The 20,621-nt window shown below is 76.5% G+C and carries 19 protein-coding genes; 9 read left to right on the top strand and 10 right to left on the bottom strand.

The window, feature by feature from the left end; all coding sequences use genetic code 11:
* Positions 1-25: 25 nt before the first annotated feature.
* From ACI78V_RS06050 to ACI78V_RS06030, 5 genes are all read right to left on the bottom strand, one after another.
* Positions 26-997, bottom strand: a complete 972-nt coding sequence (locus ACI78V_RS06050) for an aldo/keto reductase (RefSeq protein WP_456849903.1) — start codon at positions 995-997, stop codon at positions 26-28.
* 70 nt (positions 998-1,067) lie between these two features.
* Complete coding sequence (locus ACI78V_RS06045) at positions 1,068-2,123, bottom strand: winged helix DNA-binding domain-containing protein (protein WP_456849901.1); 1,056 nt, start codon at positions 2,121-2,123, stop codon at positions 1,068-1,070.
* Positions 2,124-2,157: 34 nt separating this feature from the next.
* Positions 2,158-2,697, bottom strand: a complete 540-nt coding sequence (locus ACI78V_RS06040) for a GNAT family N-acetyltransferase (RefSeq protein WP_456849899.1) — start codon at positions 2,695-2,697, stop codon at positions 2,158-2,160.
* An 87-nt stretch (positions 2,698-2,784) separates the two neighbouring features.
* Positions 2,785-4,320 carry a hypothetical protein gene (locus ACI78V_RS06035; protein ID WP_456849897.1) on the bottom strand — a complete coding sequence of 512 codons (1,536 nt, stop codon included), beginning with the start codon at positions 4,318-4,320 and terminating at the stop codon, positions 2,785-2,787.
* Between the two features lie 87 nt (positions 4,321-4,407).
* Complete coding sequence (locus tag ACI78V_RS06030) at positions 4,408-5,298, bottom strand: hypothetical protein (RefSeq protein WP_456849895.1); 891 nt, start codon at positions 5,296-5,298, stop codon at positions 4,408-4,410.
* A gap of 313 nt (positions 5,299-5,611) precedes the next feature.
* On the opposite strand from ACI78V_RS06030, the gene ACI78V_RS06025 reads away from it, so the two are divergent.
* The 3 genes from ACI78V_RS06025 to ACI78V_RS06015 are packed head-to-tail and all read left to right on the top strand — an operon-like array spanning position 5,612 to position 7,079.
* On the top strand, positions 5,612-6,331 hold the full coding sequence (locus ACI78V_RS06025) for an SDR family NAD(P)-dependent oxidoreductase (protein WP_456849893.1): 720 nt from the start codon (positions 5,612-5,614) through the stop codon (positions 6,329-6,331).
* 12 nt (positions 6,332-6,343) lie between these two features.
* Complete coding sequence (locus tag ACI78V_RS06020; RefSeq protein WP_456849891.1) at positions 6,344-6,943, top strand: class I SAM-dependent methyltransferase; 600 nt, start codon at positions 6,344-6,346, stop codon at positions 6,941-6,943.
* 10 nt (positions 6,944-6,953) lie between these two features.
* Positions 6,954-7,079 (top strand): hypothetical protein, encoded by a 126-nt coding sequence (locus tag ACI78V_RS06015; protein ID WP_456849889.1) that lies wholly within the window; start codon positions 6,954-6,956, stop codon positions 7,077-7,079.
* A gap of 90 nt (positions 7,080-7,169) precedes the next feature.
* Here ACI78V_RS06015 and ACI78V_RS06010 read toward each other — a convergent pair whose 3' ends face one another.
* On the bottom strand, positions 7,170-8,459 hold the full coding sequence (locus ACI78V_RS06010) for a phosphoribosyltransferase family protein (RefSeq protein WP_456849887.1): 1,290 nt from the start codon (positions 8,457-8,459) through the stop codon (positions 7,170-7,172).
* A 190-nt stretch (positions 8,460-8,649) separates the two neighbouring features.
* On the opposite strand from ACI78V_RS06010, the gene ACI78V_RS06005 reads away from it, so the two are divergent.
* Both ACI78V_RS06005 and ACI78V_RS06000 read left to right on the top strand, forming a co-directional pair.
* The gene (locus tag ACI78V_RS06005) at positions 8,650-8,844 is read left to right on the top strand and encodes a three-helix bundle dimerization domain-containing protein (RefSeq protein WP_456849885.1); all 195 of its coding nucleotides are present in this window, start codon (positions 8,650-8,652) and stop codon (positions 8,842-8,844) included.
* Positions 8,845-9,101: 257 nt separating this feature from the next.
* On the top strand, positions 9,102-10,721 hold the full coding sequence (locus ACI78V_RS06000; RefSeq protein WP_456849883.1) for an ABC-F family ATP-binding cassette domain-containing protein: 1,620 nt from the start codon (positions 9,102-9,104) through the stop codon (positions 10,719-10,721).
* 181 nt (positions 10,722-10,902) lie between these two features.
* On the opposite strand, the gene ACI78V_RS05995 is transcribed toward ACI78V_RS06000, so the two are convergent.
* Positions 10,903-12,129 (bottom strand): amino acid deaminase/aldolase, encoded by a 1,227-nt coding sequence (locus ACI78V_RS05995; RefSeq protein ID WP_456849882.1) that lies wholly within the window; start codon positions 12,127-12,129, stop codon positions 10,903-10,905.
* A gap of 106 nt (positions 12,130-12,235) precedes the next feature.
* On the opposite strand from ACI78V_RS05995, the gene ACI78V_RS05990 reads away from it, so the two are divergent.
* A complete protein-coding gene (locus ACI78V_RS05990) occupies positions 12,236-13,570 on the top strand; it encodes a D-arabinono-1,4-lactone oxidase (protein WP_456849880.1) in 1,335 nt (444 codons plus the stop codon).
* Between the two features lie 12 nt (positions 13,571-13,582).
* Here the strand turns inward: ACI78V_RS05990 and ACI78V_RS05985 are convergent, their stop codons facing one another.
* From ACI78V_RS05985 to ACI78V_RS05975, 3 genes are all read right to left on the bottom strand, one after another.
* Positions 13,583-14,464 carry an aldo/keto reductase family oxidoreductase gene (locus ACI78V_RS05985; RefSeq protein ID WP_456849878.1) on the bottom strand — a complete coding sequence of 294 codons (882 nt, stop codon included), beginning with the start codon at positions 14,462-14,464 and terminating at the stop codon, positions 13,583-13,585.
* Between the two features lie 29 nt (positions 14,465-14,493).
* Complete coding sequence (locus tag ACI78V_RS05980) at positions 14,494-15,696, bottom strand: MFS transporter (protein WP_456849876.1); 1,203 nt, start codon at positions 15,694-15,696, stop codon at positions 14,494-14,496.
* A 195-nt stretch (positions 15,697-15,891) separates the two neighbouring features.
* Complete coding sequence (locus ACI78V_RS05975) at positions 15,892-17,073, bottom strand: alcohol dehydrogenase catalytic domain-containing protein (protein WP_456849874.1); 1,182 nt, start codon at positions 17,071-17,073, stop codon at positions 15,892-15,894.
* Between the two features lie 290 nt (positions 17,074-17,363).
* On the opposite strand from ACI78V_RS05975, the gene ACI78V_RS05970 reads away from it, so the two are divergent.
* The 3 genes from ACI78V_RS05970 (at position 17,364) to ACI78V_RS05960 (ending at position 20,574) form a co-directional block, all read left to right on the top strand.
* Positions 17,364-18,431 (top strand): M23 family metallopeptidase, encoded by a 1,068-nt coding sequence (locus tag ACI78V_RS05970; RefSeq protein ID WP_456849872.1) that lies wholly within the window; start codon positions 17,364-17,366, stop codon positions 18,429-18,431.
* 121 nt (positions 18,432-18,552) lie between these two features.
* Positions 18,553-19,503, top strand: coding sequence for a cation diffusion facilitator family transporter (locus tag ACI78V_RS05965; protein ID WP_456849870.1), 951 nt, complete (start codon positions 18,553-18,555; stop codon positions 19,501-19,503).
* Positions 19,504-19,614: 111 nt separating this feature from the next.
* A complete protein-coding gene (locus tag ACI78V_RS05960) occupies positions 19,615-20,574 on the top strand; it encodes a cytochrome c oxidase assembly protein (protein ID WP_456849868.1) in 960 nt (319 codons plus the stop codon).
* Positions 20,575-20,621 lie beyond the last annotated feature (47 nt).

The raw sequence follows: 20,621 nt of genomic DNA, 5'->3' as shown, positions 1-20,621 counted from the left end.
CGAGCCGTGGGGCCGGGGGCCTCGCTCAGAAGCCGGCGACGGCGTGCGGCGTGTAGGGCTCCTCCAGCCGCGCGACCTCCTCGTCGGTGAGCTGGAGGTCGACCGCGGCGACGGCGTCGTCGAGGTGGGCGTCCCTGGTGACGCCGACGATCGGTGCGGTCACCACCGGCTTGGACAGCACCCAGGCCAGCGCGACCTGCGCCCGGGGGACACCGCGGGCGGCGGCGACCTCGGCGACCCGTTGCACGATCGCCCGGTCGCTGTCCCCGTCGTACAGCCGCTTGCCGAACTCGTCGGTGGCGGAGCGCTCGGTCGACTCGTCCCAGTCGCGGGTGAGCCTGCCGCGGGCCAGCGGGCTCCACGGGATGACGCCGATGCCCTGGTCGGCGCAGAGCGGGTGCATCTCCCGCTCCTCCTCGCGGTTGAGGAGGTTGTAGTGGTCCTGCATCGACACGAAGCGGTGCCAGCCGTGCTCGCCGGCCAGGTACAGCGCCTTGCTGAACTGCCAGGCCCACATGGACGACGCCCCGAGGTAGCGCACCTTGCCCGAGCGGACGACGGAGTCCAGCGCCTCGAGGGTCTCCTCGATCGGCGTGTGCGGGTCCCAGCGGTGGATCTGGTACAGGTCGACGTAGTCGGTTCCCAGCCGGCGGAGGCTGTCCTCGAGCTCGCGGATGACGGCCTTGCGGGAGAGCCCGGCGCCGTTGGGGCCCGGCCGCATCCGGCCGTGCACCTTGGTCGCGAGGACGACGTCGTCGCGGTCGGCGAAGTCGCGGATCGCGCGGCCGGTGATCTCCTCGCTCGACCCGTCGGAGTACACGTTGGCGGTGTCGAAGAAGGTGATGCCGGCGGCGATCGCCTTCTCGATCAGCCGGCGGCTGTCCTCTTCCGGCAGGCTCCACGGGTGGTTGCCGCGGGCCGGGTCGCCGAAGCTCATCATCCCGAGGCAGATCCGCGAGACCTGCAGGCCGGTGCTGCCCAGACGCGTGTACTCCATGGCCCCGAGCCTTCCCCGGTCGCCCGCCGACGGCCACCGGGCTCCCGCGCCACGGCAGGCGGCTCACCCCTCACGGGAGGGCGGCGGCCACCTCGGGCAGGGCCGCGGCCACGTCGTCGTCGAAGGCGGTGAACGGCTCGGCGTCGAGCCGGCGCCGCGCGCCCGAGCCGGTCCAGCGCCAGGTGCCGACCACCCGGCCGCCGGCGACGACGGTCGGCCGGAAGACGCCGTTGCGGCCGGGGACGATGCGCTCGGCGAACTCCGGCGGCACCGCGCAGCTGCGGTCGGCGTAGCCGAGGACGAACTCGTCGAAGCCGGGCAGCAGGAGCACCCGCTGCGCGTCGGCCCGGTGCGCGGCCAGCAGGTCCGGGGTCTCGGGGGCCATGAGGTACTCGCGGCCGTCGGCGTCCAGCGTGGCGAGCTGGACCCGGACCGCGGCCAGCCCGGCCCGGACGTCCCGCACCGGCAGCCCGGCCCAGCGGGCAAGGTCGGCGACGGTCGCGGGCCCGTGGCCGGTGAAGAACCGCAGGGCCAGCTCGGCCAGCGCCTCCTCGCGGCCGGGGCGCCGGGGAGCGGGCACCCACTCGTCGAGCAGCACGAACAGCTGCTCCCCCTCGCGGGTCGGCCCCAGGCACAGGGTGCCGGTCTGGGCCAGGTACCAGAGCAGGTGGTAGCCGCGCTGCCCGGTGGTGGGGACCCCGCCGGCGGCGACCGCGGCCAGCAGCTGCCTGCGGCCGCACCGCCCGCCGCCGGCCAGCGCGGCGGTGACCACCTCCCGGGCCCGCTCCACCTCGGCGTCGCTCAGGCCCAGGGCGGCCCGCCGCTGCGCGGCGCCGGCCAGCACGCGGGGGCCGAGCAGGTGCAGCAGCCAGTGCAGGTCGTCGGCGGCGACCAGGTGCAGCGTGCCCCGCATCGGCCACGAGCGCACGACCTCGCCCGCGTCGAGCGCCGCCTCGACCGCGGCTCGCGACCGCTGCGCCGTCCGCAGGGCCACCGAGGTCAGTGCACCGGGCAGCTCCTGGGCCTGCACGCAGGTCAGCCGGCGGACCACCGCTCCCGGTGTGGGCAGCGGCGGGCCGGCCAGCCGCTGGGCCACCAGCCGGAGCAGGGCGAGATCGGGTGCCACGCCCCCAGCCTGGCAGGGGGTCCGACGACCGGGCTCAGCGCAGCAGGTGCAGGTAGAGCAGCTCCTCGGCGTCGGGCTCGGTGGTCAGCGGGCGGAACCCCGCGGCGGCCGCGGCGCGGAGGCTGGCGGTGTTGTCCGGCTCGATGCCGAGCACGAACTGCTCGACGTCGGCGGTCTCCGGCGCCGCGACCAGCGCCGCCAGGGCGGCCCGCCCGTAGCCGCGGCCGGTCCGCTCCGGGTCGACGACGTAGGCGGCCCCCATCGTGCGGCGGACGTCCTCGTCCAGGACGCGCTCCCGCTCCGGGTCCCACGTCGTCCACCGGTCGTAGACGTCGCCGCCGACCTGCCCGACCACGCGGTCGTCGGCGTCCAGGACGACGAAGGAGTGCCCGCGGAGCACGCGCCGGCCGCGGAACTCCTCGGTCCACGTGGTGGTGCGCAGCGCCAGTTCCCGCTCCGGCCACTCCCGCCCACCGAGCCGGCGCTGCACCTCGGGTGCGTCGAACCAGGGGAGGACGGCGGGCAGGTGCTCCGGCTGGAACGGGACGAGCCGGACCGCGGGGTGCTCACTCACGGCGTCACCCTGCCGTCGCGGCCGGCGGCGTGCACGCCGGCGACCCGGACGCCGATCGCATCGGACGTCCGGGCCGCCGGGAGGGTGCTACGCCCGGTTCCGGGCCGGTCGGCCACGGCCGGCCGCCAGCAGGAGACCGGCGACCACGGCCAGGGCACCGGCCGTGGCGGCCAGCGGCCCGGCGGACGGGCCCGCGGACGACCTCGGCTGCGTCGCCACGGCCTGCGGCGTGCCGGTGCCGCAGGCGTCCCCGCTGCCCGTGACCCCGCTGCCCGTGACCCCGCGGCCCGGGGCGCCGGCGGCGTCCGGGCCGCCGGACGTCGTGCCCCCGGTCGCCGAGCCGTTGCCGGTGTGGCCGCCGACGCTCACGCCCGCCGCGGTGCCGGCGTCCCCGCAGTCGCCGTCGTGGCCGCCCGAGGCCGGGTCGGCGTCAGGGGTGTGGCCGGTGCCGCTCCCGCTGGTGCCGTGCGCGACGGTGCCGGTCCCACCGGTCCCACCGGTGCCGGCGGGGACGGTGCCCGTCCCACCGGCGCCGGGGTGGCCGCGCCCGGGGACGGGGGTCCCGTTCCCGTCGTGTGGCGGGCCGTTCCCGTCGCCGTCTCCGGGCGTGCCGGACCCGTCGCCCGCGCCGGCGTCCTGACCCTCGAGGGCCGGCAGGCCGGAGAGGTCGACCGGCAGGGTGACGCGGACCAGCAGGTCGCTGCCGGTGCCGGTCCCACCCTCGTCGACCGGGACCTCGATCGCCGAGCCGTCGCCGGACGTGCCGCCGAGCAGGCCGCCGAGGTCGACGTCGACGGTGTCCTCCCGCAGTGCGTCCCCGCCGAGCAGCTCCGGGAGCAGGCCCCCGGTGTCGATCGGCAGGCTCAGGACCGGGTCCCCGGGCGCGGACTGCCCGGGGCCGGTGTGGCCGTCGCCGAGGAGCCCGCCGACGGTCACGTCGACGTCCACGCGGGACAGCGGGCCGCCGGAACCGGGACCTCCGGGCAGCGGCAGGGCCACCGTGCTGGGCCGGTCGGCGTCGAGGCCGGCCGGCAGCTCCAGGACCGTGTCCCGCGCGGTCGTGCCGTCGGTGTCGCCGATCGTGACCGTGTCCTCGAGGTCGAGCAGCAGGCCCTCCCCGCCGGGCCCGGGCCGCAGCGGCTCGGCCAGGTCGACGTCGATGTCGTCCCCGGTCAGCGGGTCGCCGTCGAGGACGTCGCCGAGGTCCCCGGTGACCACCGGCGCGGTCACCGTCGTCCCGGCCGTCCCGCCGCCGGAGGTGTTCACCGGGACGGTGACCGTGAGGCCGTCCGCCGGGTCCGGCGGGGCGCCGTCGGCCTCGGTGACCCGCACCGGGACGCTCACGCCGCCGTCGCCGAGGACGGTGGTCCCCGGCGCGGTGTCGGTGTCGACCGGGAGCTGGAGGCCGTCCCCGGCCCCCGCGCCGACGGTCAGCTCCTCGCCGGTGCCGGTGACGACCGGCGTGCCGAGGACCGTGCCGTCCTGCACCGGGACGGTGGCGGTGACGCCGAGCAGGTCGGCGGTCAGGTCGTTGTCGTCGGCCGCGGCGATCCCCGTCCCGGTGGCCAGCAGGCCCCCGGTGAGCAGGGCGGTGCGCAGGCCGCGCTGTACCCATCTGTTCATGGCTGGTTCCTTCTCCGGTTCCGAGTGCACCGGCCCCGGACGGGACCGGTGGTGCTGCCGTGCCGGCTGCGAGCCGGCCGGGCGCACTCAGTCCGGGGAGACGGAGGGGTCGTCGGCGACGTCGCCGAGGGCGTTGCGGGCCTCGCCGGAGCGCGTGGCCGCGGCGGTGAGGACGCCGGCGGAGACGTCGGCGGGCAGCGTGGCGGTGCCGCCGTCGGGGCCCGGCACGGAGCCGCCGGCGGCGGACCCGCTGGTCGCCGGGACGGCCGGCACGGCACCGGGGAGGGGCGCCGGGACGGGCGAGAGCGGAGCGGGGGACGGCCCCGGGGAGACGGCGCCCGCGGGCACCTCCCGCAGCGGGGTCGCACCGGAGGCGGGACCGGCGTCGGGCACGGTCGCCGCGGCGACGGCCGGCACCGCAGCAGGGGCGGCGACCGCCTGGAGTGCAGCGGTCGGGGCCGGCTGCGCGGCGTCGACGTCGGCACGGGGCACGACGGCGTCCGGCGTGCGGGGGAGGCCGGTCACGCCCGGTCGGACGACGTCGGTGACCGGCTCGACGACGTCCGTGACCGGACGGAGGGCCCCGGTCACGGGCGGGAGGGCCCCGGTCACGGGAGAGAGGGCCTCGGTCACCGGCGGGACGGCGGCCGCCACCGGCGCCAGGGCCTCGGCCACCGGGACCACGGCGTCGGCCACCGGGACCACGGCGTCGGCCACCGGCGCCACGACCGCGGAGGTCGTCGCCGCGACCACCGGCTGCGCGGCCGTGCCGAAGAGCTCGGTCGGGGTGAGGGCGAGGACCGGCAGCGGAGCGCCGCCTGCACCTGTCGGCGTGGGCGGCGTGCCCTCGTCGGCCGAGGCGCCGGACGCCGCGGCCAGCCAGAGGCCGATCCCGAAGCCGCCCAGCAGGGCGGCGCGGGCGAGCCGGCGGCGCAGCCGGGAAGGGGTGCGCACGAGGGGAGGGACGTCGTCGGGCACGGCCTCCCCCTGACTCCTCGTGTTCGATTGGTCACTACGAGGCTAGGTAGGAGGGGTCGGTCCCGCGCGGCGGGACGGGTCGCCCGACCGGGTGGTTGCGGTCGATGCCCTCACCCGGCGTCACGGTTCCGGCACGCCGGGGTCCGGAACCCGGGACACGTCTGGACACGGGATCCGTGGGTACGGGCGGCCCCGGACTGCACCCGACGAGAGACTGCTCATGCCCCAGCTCCAGTCAGACCCGGCCCGTCCCGCGGCCGACCCCGCCCCGCTCCGCCCCCGTGGACGGCGGCTGTCCGGACGGCGGGCGGTCGTGACCGGCGGTGCCGACGGCATCGGCGCGGCGATCGTGCGCGCCTTCGCCGACGAGGCGGCGACGGTGGCGGTGCTCGACCCGCGCGGGGACGCCGCCGCCCGCCTGGCCGCGGAGGTCGGCGGGAAGGCCTACCGCGTCGACCTCGCCGACCCCGTGGACACCCGCGAGGCCATGGAGAAGGCGGTGGCCGGGCTCGGCGGCCTCGACGTGCTGGTCACCTGCGCCGGCGAGCAGCGGTACGCGCCGCTGCTGGAGATGGACCCCGTGGAGCTCGGCGGCGCCTTCACCCTCCCGACCCAGTCGATGCTCGGCGCGATCCAGGCCGCGGCGTGCGCGATGGTCGGCTTCCGCACACCCGGCGACGACTGCGTCGGCAAGGTGGTCACGGTGACGAGCGCGGGCGGTCCGGGCGGCGGGGGGCCGGCGCACCACGCCGCGGCGCGGGCCTCGGTGGTGGCCCTCACCCGGGCCGCGGCGCAGGAGCTCGGCCCGCACGGCATCACGGTCAACTGCCTGTGCCCGGGTCACGTGCTGCCGCCGGCGGAGGCCGCCGCGCGCAGCCGCACCGAGGTGGCCGCGTGGACGGCGCAGTCACCGCTGGGCCGGCTGGGGGAGCCGCGGGACGTCGCCCGCGCCGCGGTCTTCCTGGCCTCCAGCGACTCGGACTACCTGACCGGGGACGCGCTCAACGTGGCCGGGGGGATGGTCCTCCACTGACAGACTGCCCGTGTGCGGGCACAGGACTGGGACCAGCGCTACGCCGAGCAGCGGCAGTGGTCGGCGGAGCCCAACGCGCTGGTGGCCGAGCTGCTCGACGGCCTGCCGCGGGGGACGGCCGTCGACCTGGCCGCGGGGGAGGGCCGGCACGCGCTGTGGCTGGCCGCCCGCGGCTGGCGGGTGACCGCCGTCGACTTCTCCGCGACCGGGCTGGCCCGCGGCCGCCAGCAGGCCGGCGCCGAGCGGGTGACGTGGGTGGCCGCCGACGTCCTGGCCTGGGACGCGCCGGCCGGCTCGCTGGACCTCGTGCTCGTCGCCTACCTGCACCTGCCCGAGGACGACACCGTCGCGTTGCTGCGCCGCGCCGTCGGCTGGCTGCGCCCCGGGGGCCGGCTGCTGGTCCTGGGTCACGACGTCGACAACGTGGCGCGGGGCGTCGGCGGCCCGCAGGACCCGGCGATCCTGCACAGCGTGGCGCGGCTGGCCCCGGTGGCCGAGCTGCTCGACGTCGACCGGTTCGCGCAGGTCCACCGGGAGACCCCCGCAGGGACCGCGCTGGACACCCTCCTCTGGGGCCGGCGAGCGGCCCGCACCGTCGGCACCGGGCGGTAACCTGCCGGCCGTGATGGGGATGGGTGGCGCCGGTGGGTCGCGGGCGCAGCGGCGGCGGAGGCTGGTCGCCGCGCTGGTCGTGGTCGCGATGCTCGTGGTGGCCGGCGCGACGGTGCTGTCGATCGCCCTCGGCTGAGCAGTTCCACCATCCCGGGGCGAGTCGCCCGGCGGAGCTCGGCACGCTGCTGCGCGACGCGGTCGCGGCGAGTGCGGCCGGGCGGAACGGCTACTCCGCGGCCTGACCGCCGGCGGGCCCGCAGAGGTGCTCGAGGAACCAGTCCCGGGCCAGCGCGGCGGCCGCCTCCAGCGTGCCGGGCTCCTCGAACAGGTGGCCGGCGCCGGGGACGACGGCCAGCCGGCTGCCGCACCGCAGCCGCGCCTGGGCCGCGCGGTTGAGCTCGAGCACCTGCTCGTCCTCACCGCCCACCACCAGCAGCGTCGGCGCGCGGACGGCGGCCAGCCGCGGCCCGGCCAGGTCGGGGCGACCGCCGCGGGACACCACGGCCCGCACCCCGCCGTCGTCCGCGGCGGCCTCGAGCGCGGCGGCGGCGCCGGTGCTCGCGCCGAAGTACCCCACCGGCAGCTCACCGCAGCCGGGGAGGGCGCGCAGCCACGCGGTCACCTCGCGCAGCCGGGCGGCCAGCAGCCCGACATCGAAGACCGCCGCCCGGTCGCCGTCCTCCTCGGCGGTGAGCAGGTCGAACAGCAGGGTGCCCAGGCCGGCCTGGTGCAGGACGTCGGCCACGTAGCGGTTGCGGGGGCTGTGCCGGCTGCTCCCGCTGCCGTGGACGAACACGACCAGCCCGGTCGAGCCCTCCGGCACCGTGAGCGTGCCGGCCAGGCCGACCCCGCCGGCGGGGACCGTGACCTCGCCGGACGGCGGGACGGGCGGCGCCTCCAGGAGCGCCACCACCTCCTCGTCGGGGGTGGGCCGGAAGTCGTCGTAGAACCGGCCGACGGCGGCGAACCGGTGCGGCACCTCCAGGCACACCACCTCGTCGAACTCGCCGGCCAGGGCGCGGGCGCTCTCGCGGGCGCACACCGGCGAGGCGAGGACGACACGGCCGGCGCCCTGGGCCCGCACGACGGCACCGGCCGCCCGCGCCGTGGACCCGGTGGCGATCCCGTCGTCCACGACGACCGCCGTCCGGCCGGCGAGCGGCACCGGTGGGCGGTCCCCGCGGAAGCGCCGGGCGCGCCGGGCGAGCTCCGCCCGTTCCCGCTCCTCGGCCCGGGCCACGTCGTCGGGGCCGACGCCGGCCATCGCCACGACCCGCTGGTCGACCACGGTGACCCCGCCCTCGCCGACGGCGCCCATGGCCAGCTCCGGCTGGGTGGGCACCCCCAGCTTGCGGACCACGACGACGTCCAGCGGTGCACCGAGGGCGCGGGCCACCTCGAACGCCACCGGCACGCCGCCGCGTGGCAGGCCGAGGACGACGACGTCGGAACCGCGCAGCGGCTCCAGCAGCGGCGCGAGCCGCCGTCCGGCGTCGCGGCGGTCGTGGAACGGCACCTGGCACCTCCTCGCGTCCGGTTCCCGATGCTGCGCGCCCGGAGGGGGCGCCGACAGGGGACCTTGGTCCCGGGATGCAACCCCCGTGACGAAGGTCCCTGGTGCCGGGCCGGGGCGGGAGCTTGGGTGGAACGCGACCCACGGGGACCCGTCCGGCTCTCCCGTCTTCCCCGAGCGAAGGGCCCGCCGCATGACGCTGACCGACGACTCCGCCGTCGACCAGGCCGTGGCCCGTCTCGCCGACGAGTTCCGCGCCCGGCTGCGGCCGCAGGTGATCGGCACCGTCGTCCGCAACTGCCGCCGCGACCTCAGTGGGGTGCCGGCCACCGCACTGCCCGAGCTGGTCGAGCGCCTGGCCCGGGCCCGGCTGGAGGCGGAGAACTGAGCGGCGCGCCCGGGGGTCGACCTCGGAGCGCACTCGGACCCTCCGATGGCGCCGTGCGCGCCGGCCGGCTGCACGCCGTCGGCCCTGCCGACCACCTCGTCCTCGGCTGGCTCCCCGACGTGACGCCGAACAGGCGGTGACCGCCGGGGCCGGCCGGCGGTCGTCCGCGACCCGTCCTCGGGCAGCGGCGGGCCATGGGCACGGTGGTGCTGCGGCCCGGGGCGCAACCCGGTTGCCGTGGACCGGAGGATGTCCGGGTGGGCTACGTCGACCTGACCGGCATCCGGCACACCCTCCCCGACGGGCGGGTGCTGCTCGACGACGTCTCCTTCCGGGTGGGGGAGGGCGCCCGGGCGGCGCTGGTCGGTGAGAACGGCGCGGGCAAGACCACGCTGCTGCGGATCGTCGCCGGTGACCTCGCGCCCGAGGCCGGCACCGTCGCCCGCAGCGGCGGGCTCGGCGTGATGCGCCAGTTCATCGGCTCGGTCCGTGACGACACCACGGTGCAGCGCTTCCTCGTGGATCTCGCCACACCCGCCGTCCGGTCGGCGTGGGAGGCGGTGGAGGCCGCCGAGCTGACGCTCATGGAGACCGAAGACGACACCGCGCAGATGGCCTACGCCGAGGCGCTGGGCCAGTGGGGCGACGCCGGCGGGTACGAGGCCGAGGTCACCTGGGACGCCGTGACCGTGGCCGCGCTCGGCATCCCCTACGAGCGCTGCAAGTACCGCGACCTGTCCACTCTCTCCGGCGGGGAGCAGAAGCGGTTGGCCCTGGAGGCGCTGCTGCGCGGCCCCGACCAGGTGCTGCTGCTCGACGAGCCGGACAACTACCTCGACGTCCCGGGCAAGCGCTGGCTCGAGGAGCGGTTGCTGGAGACCCGCAAGACGGTGCTGTTCGTCAGCCACGACCGCGAGCTGCTGGCCCGCGTCGCCGACCGGGTGGTCACCGTGGAGGGCGGGACGGCGTGGGTGCACGGCGGCGGGTTCACCGGCTACCCCGCCGCCCGCGCCGCCCGCCACGAGCGGATGGCCGAGCTGCGCCGGCGCTGGGACGAGGAGCACGAGCGGCTGGTCGAGCTGGTGCGCACGCTGCAGCAGCAGGCAGCCAACTCCCCGGACATGGCCTCGCGCTACCGGGCGATGCAGACCCGGCTGGCGAGGTTCGAGGCGGCCGGCCCGCCTCCGGACCGGCCGCCGGAGCAGAAGGTGGCCATGCGCCTGCGGGGTGGGCGCACCGGGGTGCGGGCGGTGATGGCCGAGCAGCTGGAGCTGTCCGGGCTGATGCGGCCGTTCGACCTCGAGGTCTGGTACGGCGACCGGGTCGCCGTCCTGGGTGCGAACGGCGCGGGCAAGTCGCACTTCCTGCGGCTGCTGGCCGGCCAGGAGGTCGCCCACGCCGGCGGGTGGCGCCTGGGTGCCCGGGTGGTGCCGGGGTTCTTCGCCCAGACCCACGCCCACCCGGACTGGCAGGAGCGCACCCCGGTCGACCTGCTGTGGCACGGCGAGCCGGGGCGTGCGGGCGTCGACCGCGGCCGGGCGATGGCCGCGCTGCGCCGCTACGGCCTGGCCGACGCCGGCGACCAGCCGTTCCGGACCCTCTCCGGTGGCCAGCAGGCGCGGTTCCAGATCCTGCTGCTGGAGCTCTCGGGCGCGACCCTGCTGCTGCTCGACGAGCCGACCGACAACCTCGACGTGCTCTCGGCCGAGGCGCTGGAGGAGGCGCTGACCGCGTTCGAGGGGACGGTGCTCGCCGTCACCCACGACCGCTGGTTCGCCCGCTCCTTCGACCGGTTCCTGGTCTTCGGTGCCGACGGTCGGGTGTACGAGGCGCCGGAGCCGGTGTTCGACGAGGCGCGGGTGCAGCGCGCCCGCTGAGCCGGCTCCCTCGCGGGTACCGCCCCGGGCCCTGCGAGCAGGAAGTCCCCCTTGACCGTCGGGGTGGCACGACCCGGCAGCCGGCGTGGGAGGCGCACCGCCGGTGGATCGACGGGCAGGCCGCCCGCCGCGGCACGGTCGGCGGGATCGGGTCCCCCGGTCCGGACCGACGACCGCCGCGTCAGCCGAACGCCCGGCCCTCGCCGCGGTAGGTCGGGACGGCGCCGGTGAGGACGTCGCCGGCCAGCGTGTGCAGGACGTCGACGTGCTCGCACAGCTCCCCGGCCTTGGCGTGCCGGAACCAGACGCGGTCGCCCACCCGCAGCCGGGCGGCGTCCGGACCGCGCAGCGGGGTCTGCACCTCACCGGCCGCCTCGGCGCCCGACAGCCGCAGCCGGGCGGGGTACACCGGCCGGGGCAACCGGTCCTCGCCGGGCGGGCCGGAGGCCGCCCACCCACCCCCGGCCACGGTCACCGTCCCGGGTGTCGGGACGCGGGTCACCGGGAGGGCGAACAGCGCGGCGGGGCGGGCGGCGAAGGCCCGGTAGCCGTCGAACAGCGTCGGGCAGTAGAGCCCGGAGCCGGCCGACAGCTCGGTCACCGACGGGTCGGCCGCGGTGCGCTCGAGGCTGCCGGTGCCCCCACCGTTGACGAACCGCAGCGGCGCCACGGCGCCGACCGCCGCCACCACCGCGGCCCGCCGCCCGGCCAGCTCCCGCGCCGAGACCGCCTGCATCCCGCGGACGGCCAGGCCCCGCACCCACCGGCCCGGCGGCGCGTCGGGCACGCCGGCGATCTGCGCCTCGTAGGCCATGATCCCGACGAGCGTGAACCCCGGGCGGGCGACCACGGTGCGGGCCAGGGCCGCGGCGTCGGCCGGGTCGTGCACGGGAGAGCGGCGCACCCCCACGTGCACCCGGCCCCCCGCGGCGCGCAGCGACGCGTCGACGTCCAGGCACACGCGCACCGCGGGGCGCCGACCGGGCGGGGCGACGGCGTCGACGACATCGAGGTGGTCGGGGGAGTCCACTACGAGCGTCACCCGGGACGCCGCCGCCTCGTCGGCGAGCAGCCGGCGCAGCGCACCCCGGTCCACCGAGGGGTAGCCGACGACGGCGTCCGCGGTGACCGGGTCGTCCCCGCCGGTGAGCCAGAGGGCTTCGGCCAGCGAGTACGCAAGCACCCCCGCGAAGCCGGGGCGGGAGAGCACGCGGCGCAGCACGGCCCGGCAGCGCACCGACTTGCTGGCGACCCGGATCGGCCGACCTCCGGCGCGGGCCACCAGGTCGCCGGCGTTGGCGTCGAGGGCGTCGAGGTCGACGAGGGCCAGCGGCGGGTCGAGTCCGGCGGTGGCACGGTCCAGCCGCGCCCGGGTCGCCGCGGCGCGCAGCAGGGGCGCGGCGGTCACCCGGCGAGGGTGGCCGTCCGACAGCGGGGCGTCAACCCCGATCAGGCCGTTGACCTGCACACTCCGGGCGGGGCAGAGTCCCTGGGACCGAGTCGAGGAGGGCCGGGTGGCCGCACGGACGACGTTGCCCGGAGGCACCGCGCGCTGGCGCAACTGGTCGGGCAACCAGCGGGCCGAGGCCGCGGTGGTGCACCCCGCATCGGTGGAGGAGGTCGTCGCGGTCCTCACCGCGGCCGCCGGGGCCGGACGCCGGGTGCGGCCGGTGGGCAGCAGCCACTCGTTCTCCGCGATCGCCCGCCCGGAGGAGGTGCAGGTCGTCCTCGACGAGCTGTGCGGCGTCACGGTCGGTGCCGGCGGCCTGGTCACCGTCGGCGCCGGGACGCCGCTCTACCGGCTCAACGCCGAGCTGGCCCGCACCGGCTGGGCGCTGACCAACCTCGGCGACATCGACCGCCAGACCGTCGCCGGCGCGCTCGCGACCGGCACGCACGGCACCGGCGCCCGGTTCGGCGGGCTGGCCACCCAGGTCCGCGGCCTCGAGCTGGTGACGCCGGCCGGTGAGGTGCTCCGCTGTGACACCGCCTCCCACCCGGAGGTCTTCGGCGCCGCCCGTGTGGGCCTGGGCGCCCTCGGCGTCGTGACCGCGGTGACCCTGCAGGCGGAGCCGGCCTTCGCGCTGCACGCCGTGGAGGGCCCCGGCCGGCTCAGCGCCGCGCTGGAGGGCTTCGAGGAGCTCATGACCTGCACCGACCACGTCGAGTTCTACTGGTTCCCGCACACCGACGCGACGCTGGTGAAGTGCAACACCCGGGTGCCGCTGGCCGAGGGCCTGGACCCGCTGCCGCGCTGGCGCGCGGTCTGGGACGACGAGGTCCTGGCCAACGCCGCGTTCGCCGGGGTGGTCGCGGCCGGTCGGCGGGTGCCGGCGCTGGTGCCGCCGCTGGCCCGCGTCTCGGCCCGGGCGCTGGGTGCCCGCAGCTGGACCGACCACTCGCACCGCGTGTTCGTGAGCCGCCGGCGGGTGCGGTTCCTCGAGACGGAGTACGCCGTCCCGCGCAGGGACGCGCCCGCGGTGCTCGCCGAGCTGCGCCGCGTGCACGAGGGCGGCGACTGGCGCACCGCCTTCCCGGTGGAGGTCCGGCTGGCCGCCGCCGACGACGTCCCGCTGTCGACGGCGTCCGGCCGCGACACCGCCTACATCGCCGCGCACGTGCCGGCCGGCACCGATCCCGGGCCGTGGTTCGCCGCGGTGGAGGCGGTCGCGGGGGAGGTCGGTGGCCGGCCGCACTGGGGGAAGCTGCACGGACTGGACGCCGCGGTGCTGCGGGAGCGCTACCCGCGCTTCGACGAGTTCCTCGCCGTCCGCGACCGGCTGGACCCGGGGGGCGTGCTGGCCAACGCCCACCTCGACCGCGTGCTCGGCCCTGCGCCCGGCCGCTGAGGCTCCGGGCCCTCAGGGCGTCGGCGTGCCACCGATCCGGTCGAGCTCCTCCAGCTCCCGCGGCCCGAGCACCAGCGCGCCCGCGGCGAGGTTCTCCTCCAGGTGCGCGATCGACGACGTGCCGGGGATGAGCAGCAGGTTGGGGCTGCGGGCCAGCAGCCAGGCCAGCGCGACCTGCATGGGTGTGGCCTCCAGCCGGCGGGCCACCGTCTCCAGCGCCGCCGACTGCAGCGGGGTGAACCCGCCGAGCGGGAAGTAGGGGACGTAGGGGATCCCCTCGCGGGCCAGCGCGTCGATCATCGGGTCGTCGGCCCGGTGCACCAGGTTGTAGTGGTTCTGCACGCAGACCACCGGCGCGATCGCCTGCGCCTCGGCCAGCTGCTGCGTCGTCACGTGGCTGACCCCGAGGTGCCGGATCAGCCCCTCCTGCTGCAGGGCAGCCAGCGCCTCGAACGGCTCGACCAGGGACTGCTCCACCGGCTCGTGCGCCCCGGGCATCCGCAGGTTCACCACGTCGAGGACATCGACGCCGAGGTTGCGGCAGTTGTCCTCGACCGCCGAGCGCAGCTCCGCGGGGGAGAGGGCCGGCGGCCACCCGCCGTCCGGCGTGCGGCGGGCGCCGACCTTGGTGACGACGACCAGCTCGTCGGGGTAGGGGTGCAGCGCCTCGCGGATGATCTCGTTGGTGACGTGCGGCCCGTAGTAGTCGCTGGTGTCGACGTGGTCCACGCCGAGTTCCACCGCGCGGCGGAGGACGGCGACCGCGGCGTCCCGGTCTGCCGGCGGCCCCATGACGTGCGGGCCGGCGAGCTGCATCGCGCCGTAGCCGATGCGGTGCACCGGCCGGCCGGCGAGGGGGAACTGTCCGGACCGCTCCGCGGTGAACGTCGTCATCCGCGGCCCCTACCCCGCCTGCGCGCCGGTCAGGCGGTGGTGCCGACGACCTCCGGGGCCGGCAGCGCAGCGACGGCGGCGGGATCGACCGCCCGCCGGCTGACCGCCTGCGTCAGGACGGCGACACCGGCCCCGACCAGGGCGAGGACGGCGCCCACCCACATCGGTGCGGTGTACCCCAGGCCCGCGGAGATGACCAGGGCGCCGAGCGCGGCGCCGAGGGCGTTGGCGATGTTGAACGCGCCCTGGTTGGCCGCGGAGACGAGGCTGCCGCCGCGCACCTGTGCCGCCTCGATCACGCCGTTCTGCACGACCGGGCCCAGCGCGAAGGACACCGTCCCGAACAGCACCAGGAGCACCACCGCCGCCACCGGGGTGCGGGCGAGGAAGGCGAAGACGACCAGGACGGCGCTGGTGGCCACCAGCCCGACCGCGACGAAGGAGAAGCCGTACCGGTCGCCGAAGCGCCCACCGAGCAGCGTGCCCACGGTGGTGCCGGCACCGAACAGGGCCAGCACGGGGGTCACCCACGCCTCGGGGATGCCGCCGAGCTCGGTGAGGATCGGGCTGACGTAGCTGTAGACGGCGAACAGCGCGGCGAAGCCCACCATGGTCAGGCCCAGCACCAGCCAGACCTGGCCGCGGCGGAAGGCGTGCAGCTCGGCACGCAGGTCGCCGGGCTCGCCGACGTCCGCGGGCATCCACGCCAGCAGGCACGCGATGGTCACCAGACCGATCACCGCGATGGCGCCCAGCACCAGCCGCCAGCTGGTCTGCTGGGCCACGAAGGTGCCCAGCGGGACGCCGATGACGTTGGCCAGGGTCAGACCGGTGATCATCAGCGAGATCGCCCGCGTGGCGCGGTCGGGAGTGACCAGCCGGCGGGCGGCGACGGCCCCGACCCCGAAGAAGGCGCCGTGGGAGAGCGCGGTGAGGACGCGCGCGGCGGTCAGCGTCTCGTAGGTGGGGGCGACCGCCGACAGCGCGTTGCCGACGACGAACACGACCATGAGGCCGACGAGGGTCTGGCGGGGGGAGAAGCGCACCCCGAGCGCGGTGAGCGTCGGGGCGCCGACGACCACACCGATGGCGTAGGCCGAGATCAGCATGCCCACCGCGGAGACCGAGACCCCCAGGCCGTCGGCGATCTGGGGCAGCATCCCCATGACGACGAACTCGGTGGTGCCGATGCCGAAGGCACCGATGGCGAGGGCGAGCAGACCGCGGGGCACGAGGAGGACTCCAGGGGACGACGGCGAGTACGGGTGGGGCGCGGACTGCGTCGTCCTGCCGGGGTCGGCACCGACCCTCTCCCAGGCCAAGGCAGTGCCCCGCGTCGGCATGCCCTGAACCCCGGGTGGGCCTCCTCACAGACCCCGCACACCCGCGGACGTGCACGCGGCACATCCGCGGGTGCGCACGGGAGGTCAGGGCTTGAGGAGCACCTTGACCGCGCCGTCCTTCTTCTCGCGGAAGTTGGCGTAGGCCTCGGGTGCCTGCTCGAGCGGCACGTGGTGGGTGGCGAAGTCGTCGACGCCCAGCGGGTCGCCCTCGGTGAGGATCGGCAGGATGTCAGGCACCCAGCGCCACACGTTGGCCTGACCCATGCGCAGCTGGATCTGCTTGTCGAACATCCGCATGAGCGGCAGTGGGTCGGTCGCGCCGCCGTAGACGCCGGACAGCGAGATCGTGCCGCCGCGGCGGACCGCGTCGATCGCGGTGTTCAGGGCGGCGAGCCGGTCCACCCCGGCCACCTGCATGACCCGCTCCATGATCGCGTCGGGGATGACGGCGGTCGCCTTCTGCGCGAAGGAGGCCAGCGGCGAGCCGTGCGCCTCCATGCCGACGGCGTCGATGACCGCGTCGGCGCCGCGGCCGTCGGTCGCGTCCTGGATGGCCTGGACGACGTCGTCCTTCCGCGTCGACCGGATGACGTTCGTGCCGCGCGCCGCGGCGCGCTGGATCCGCTCCGGGACGACGTCGGAGGCGTAGACCTTCTCGATGCCCAGGTGGTGGGCGATCCGGGTGCACATGTCGCCGATCGGACCCAGCCCCAGGACCAGGAGCGTGCCGCCGGCCGGGACCGCGGCGTACTGGACCGCCTGCCAGGCGGTGGGGAGCACGTCGGAGAGGTAGACGAACCGGTCGTCGGGCAGGCCGTCGGGGACCTTGATCGGCAGCGTGTTCCCGAACGGCACCCGCAGGTACTCCGCCTGCCCGCCGGGGACGTGCCCGTAGAGCTTGGTGTAGCCGAACAGGGAGGCGCCGAAGCCCTGGTCGCGGTTCTGCGTCGTCTCGCACTGGGAGTGCAGTCCCTCCGAGCACATCCAGCACGTGCCGCAGGAGATGTTGAAGGGGACGACGACCCGGTCGCCGGGCCGCACGGCGCTCACCCCGGACCCGACCTCGCGGACGACGCCCATCGGCTCGTGGCCCATCACGTCGCCCACCGTCATGAAGGGGGCCATCACCTCGATCAGGTGCAGGTCGGACCCGCAGATGCCGCTCGAGGTCACCTCGACGACGACGTCGGTCGGGTCCTGGATTGTGGGGTCGGGGACGGTGTCCACCCGGACGTCCGCCCGGCCGTGCCAGGTCACTGCGCGCATGGGGATGTGCTCCTCGGGATCCGGGTCGGAGAGCTCCGACGGAGCCCTCCTGCCCTGCCGTGACGTGCATCGCGCGTGTCCCGCGCCGACGTCGGCGCGCCGCTCACTCTCCGGAGCGGGCGTTATACGCGCAGATGACCGTCGTGGGCGGATTCCTGTGGCGGGGATCACAAAAGCGCAGGTCAGACCCTCGGTCGAATCATCACGAAAAGATAACGGCGTGTTTACATGGACCTCGTCCGCTCCCCCGGGCACCGCACGACGTCCTGTCCCCCACGGAAGCCAGGTGTATGACTCAGCTCCACGACGACCGTCTCCTCATCGAGGGGCCGGCACCCGTCCCGGGTGGACCGACCCTCCTCGACACGGCCGCGGTCCCGTCCTCGCGGCGGACGCAGGAACCGGCGGGGGAGCCGTCGACGCAGACCACCATCCCGTCGCCGCGCCCGGGGGACGCGCAGCGGACGGGGACCGGTCAGCGCGAGCTCGCCCGGGTCGCCGACCTCGCCGACCTCAGCGGGCTGGCCGAGGCCGCCGCCCGCACCGGGATCGACACCCTCCCCGGGCTGCACGGCGCCGACCCTGCGCCGGAGCGGTCCGGTACGCCGGTGCCCGCCGGTGGCGGCCGCGGGCGGCACCGCCGGCGGGGCCTGCCGGCGCCGCCCCGCCGGCCCGCGACGTACCTCGCCGCCGCGCTCGTGGGCGCCGCCGGCCTGGGGCTGTTCAGCCTGGGCGACCGGGTGGCGCAGGCCGACCCGGCCGAGGCGGAGAGCGCCTCGGTCAGCGTGGCGGCGGAGCTCGGTCTGGACCAGCAGCCCGAGGCCGGCGTCTCCGACGCCGCCGCGCGCCTCGAGGAGATGGCGGCGAGCCGGACCGCTCGTGAGGCCGAGCAGGCCGCCGCGGCGCAGGTGCAGGCAGAGGCCGACCGGCTCGCCGCCGAGGCCGCGGCAGAGGCCGCCCGGCCCGACGCCGTCCTCCCCGTGGACGGTGCCCGGCTGTCGAGCACCTTCGGTGCCCGCTGGGGCAGACAGCACGCCGGCATCGACCTCGCCGCCCCCATGCGGACCCCCGAGTACGCGGCCATGGACGGCGTCGTCCTCGAGGCGGGCCCGGCCGGCGGCTACGGCAACGTCGTCTACGTCCAGCACCAGAACGGCGACGTCACCGTCTACGGGCACATGGAGGAGATCCTCGTGTCCCCCGGCCAGGTCGTCCGTGCCGGCGAGACGATCGCGCTGCTCGGCAACCGCGGCCAGTCCACCGGCCCGCACCTGCACTTCGAGGTGCGCCTCGGCGGTCCCGACGGCCAGAAGGTCGACCCCCTCCCGTGGCTGCGGGAGCGCGGCGTCCAGATCTGACAGACCCCGCTGCCCGCCCCCCCTCGCAGGCCCAGGGCGGGACTTCCCAGTGGGGCCACGTGACGCCCTCCTCCCGGCCGGTCCGGGCGGAGGGCGTCACGCGTTGCGGCACACTCGCGGTGTGCCGCGCGGGACGGAGGAGGCGCTGATGGGTCACGACCACGGTCAGTCCCACGGCCCGGCCACCGCCTCCGCGGCCCACCGCCGCCGGCTGGCCGTCGTCCTCGTGCTCACCGTCGCCGTCATGGCCGCCGAGGTCGCCGGTGCGCTCGTCTCCGGCTCACTGGCCCTGCTGGCCGACGCCGGGCACATGGCCACCGACGCGCTGGGCATCGGTCTCGCGCTCGGCGCGGTGACCCTGGCCCAGCGCCCACCGCGGGGACGGCGGACCTTCGGCTGGCAGCGGGTGGAGATCCTCGCCGCGGTCGCCAACGGGCTCCTGCTGGCCGGTGTCGCCGTCTACGTGTTCGTCGAGGCCGTACGTCGGATCGGCGACCCGCCGGACATCGGCTCCGGCGTGATGCTCGTCGTCGCGGCCGTGGGCCTGGTCGTCAACGGGGGCGGGCTGGCCCTGCTGCACCGCGGCCGCGGCGACTCGCTCAACGTGCGCGGGGCCTACCTCGAGGTGCTGGCCGACGCGCTGGGCTCGGTGGCGGTCGTCGTCGCCGCCGTCGTCATCGCCACCACCGGCTGGACGCCGGCCGACACCGTCGCCTCGCTCGTCATCAGCCTGCTCGTGCTGCCCCGGGCGTGGTCGCTGCTGCGCGACGCCGGCGACGTCCTCCTGGAGGCCGCGCCGCGGGGCGTGGACCTGGACTCGGTACGGGCGCACATCCTCGCGGTGGACGGCGTCGTCGGCGTGCACGACCTGCACGCCTGGACCATCACCTCCGGCTCCCCGGTGCTCTCCGCGCACGTCGTCGTCACCGACGAGGCCCTCGAGGCCGGCCACGGCGGGCGGGTGCTCGACGCCCTGTGCGCCTGCCTGGGGGACCACTTCGACATGGCGCACTGCACGTTCCAGCTGGAGGCGGCGGCCCACGCCGGGCACGAGACGCCCGTCCACGACTGACGGAGGCTCCCTACCCCGCCACCCGCGGGCTCGCGGCGGACCCCGCAGCGCCACGCGCCCGGGTGCCGCAGTGGGACAGTGGAGGCGCAGTCGGCACTGGGAGGCGCAGCGGTGGAGCACGGTCAGCACTCGGGCATGTGGGTGCCCAGCGAGCCACCGACCTGGGGGCGGATGTTCCTGCCGCACCTGGACGGCTGGTCGGTGCTGGCGGTGGCGAGCCTGCTGGGCATCGTGGGCTACCTGGTGGCGCTGGTCGTCCTGCGCCGCTCGGGGGTGGCCTGGCCGTGGTGGCGGACGGCGGCCTGGACCGCCGGCTGCCTCTCCCTGTTCTCCGTCACGGGCACCTGGCTCGACGGCTACAGCATGGTGCTGTTCAGCCTGCACATGGCCCAGCACATGGTCCTGTCGATGGTGTCGCCGATCCTGTTGCTGCTCGGCGCGCCGGTCACCCTCGCGCTGCGCACGCTGCCCCGGGGCAGGGGAGTGGCCGGCGTCCCCCGGGCGCTGCTGCTCGACGCCCTGCACAGCCGGGTGGCGCGCTTCGTCTCCCACCCGGCGTTCACGCTGCCGCTGTTCCTGGCCAGCCTCTACGGCGTCTACTTCACGCCGGTCTTCGACGCGCTCATGGCCGACCCGTTCGGGCACCAGTTCATGTTGGCCCACTTCACGGTGACCGGACTGCTGTTCTTCGGCCCGATCCTGGGCCAGGACCCGTGGCCCCGGACCACCGGACACGGCGGCCGGATGCTGGAGCTGCTCATCCCGATGCCGCTGCACGCCTTCTTCGGCGTCGCCGTGATGATGTCCAGTGCGCTGGTCGTGGAGACCTTCGCCCACCCGCCGTCCGGCTGGGGCGTCGACCCGCTCACCGACCAGGGCACCGCCGGCAGCATCGCGTGGTCCTTCGGCGAACTGCCCACGGTGTTCGTCATGGCGATCGTGCTGTTCTCGTGGATGGGCTCCGAGGAGCGCCGCGCCAGGCGGATGGACCGCGCCGCCGTCCGCACCGAGGACGCCGAGCTGCAGGCCTACAACCAGCGCCTGAAGGCGCTCGCCTCCCGGGACGGCTGAGCTCGCCGCGCCCCGCGCTGGGCACGGGGTCGTCGCCGACGCCCACG

This window comes from Geodermatophilus sp. SYSU D00742, assembly GCF_054049935.1.
This window is presented reverse-complemented; position numbering and strand designations above follow the sequence as displayed.

Excerpts from the sequence above, each read along its gene's own strand:
- ACI78V_RS06050 (WP_456849903.1), bottom strand. The coding sequence starts at position 997 with ATGGAGTACACGCGTCTGGGCAGCACCGGCCTGCAGGTCTCGCGGATC.
- ACI78V_RS06035 (WP_456849897.1), bottom strand. The coding sequence starts at position 4,320 with ATGAACAGATGGGTACAGCGCGGCCTGCGCACCGCCCTGCTCACCGGG.
- ACI78V_RS06005 (WP_456849885.1), top strand. The coding sequence starts at position 8,650 with ATGACGCTGACCGACGACTCCGCCGTCGACCAGGCCGTGGCCCGTCTC.
- ACI78V_RS05985 (WP_456849878.1), bottom strand. The coding sequence starts at position 14,464 with ATGACGACGTTCACCGCGGAGCGGTCCGGACAGTTCCCCCTCGCCGGC.
- ACI78V_RS05975 (WP_456849874.1), bottom strand. The coding sequence starts at position 17,073 with ATGCGCGCAGTGACCTGGCACGGCCGGGCGGACGTCCGGGTGGACACC.
- ACI78V_RS05970 (WP_456849872.1), top strand. The coding sequence starts at position 17,364 with ATGACTCAGCTCCACGACGACCGTCTCCTCATCGAGGGGCCGGCACCC.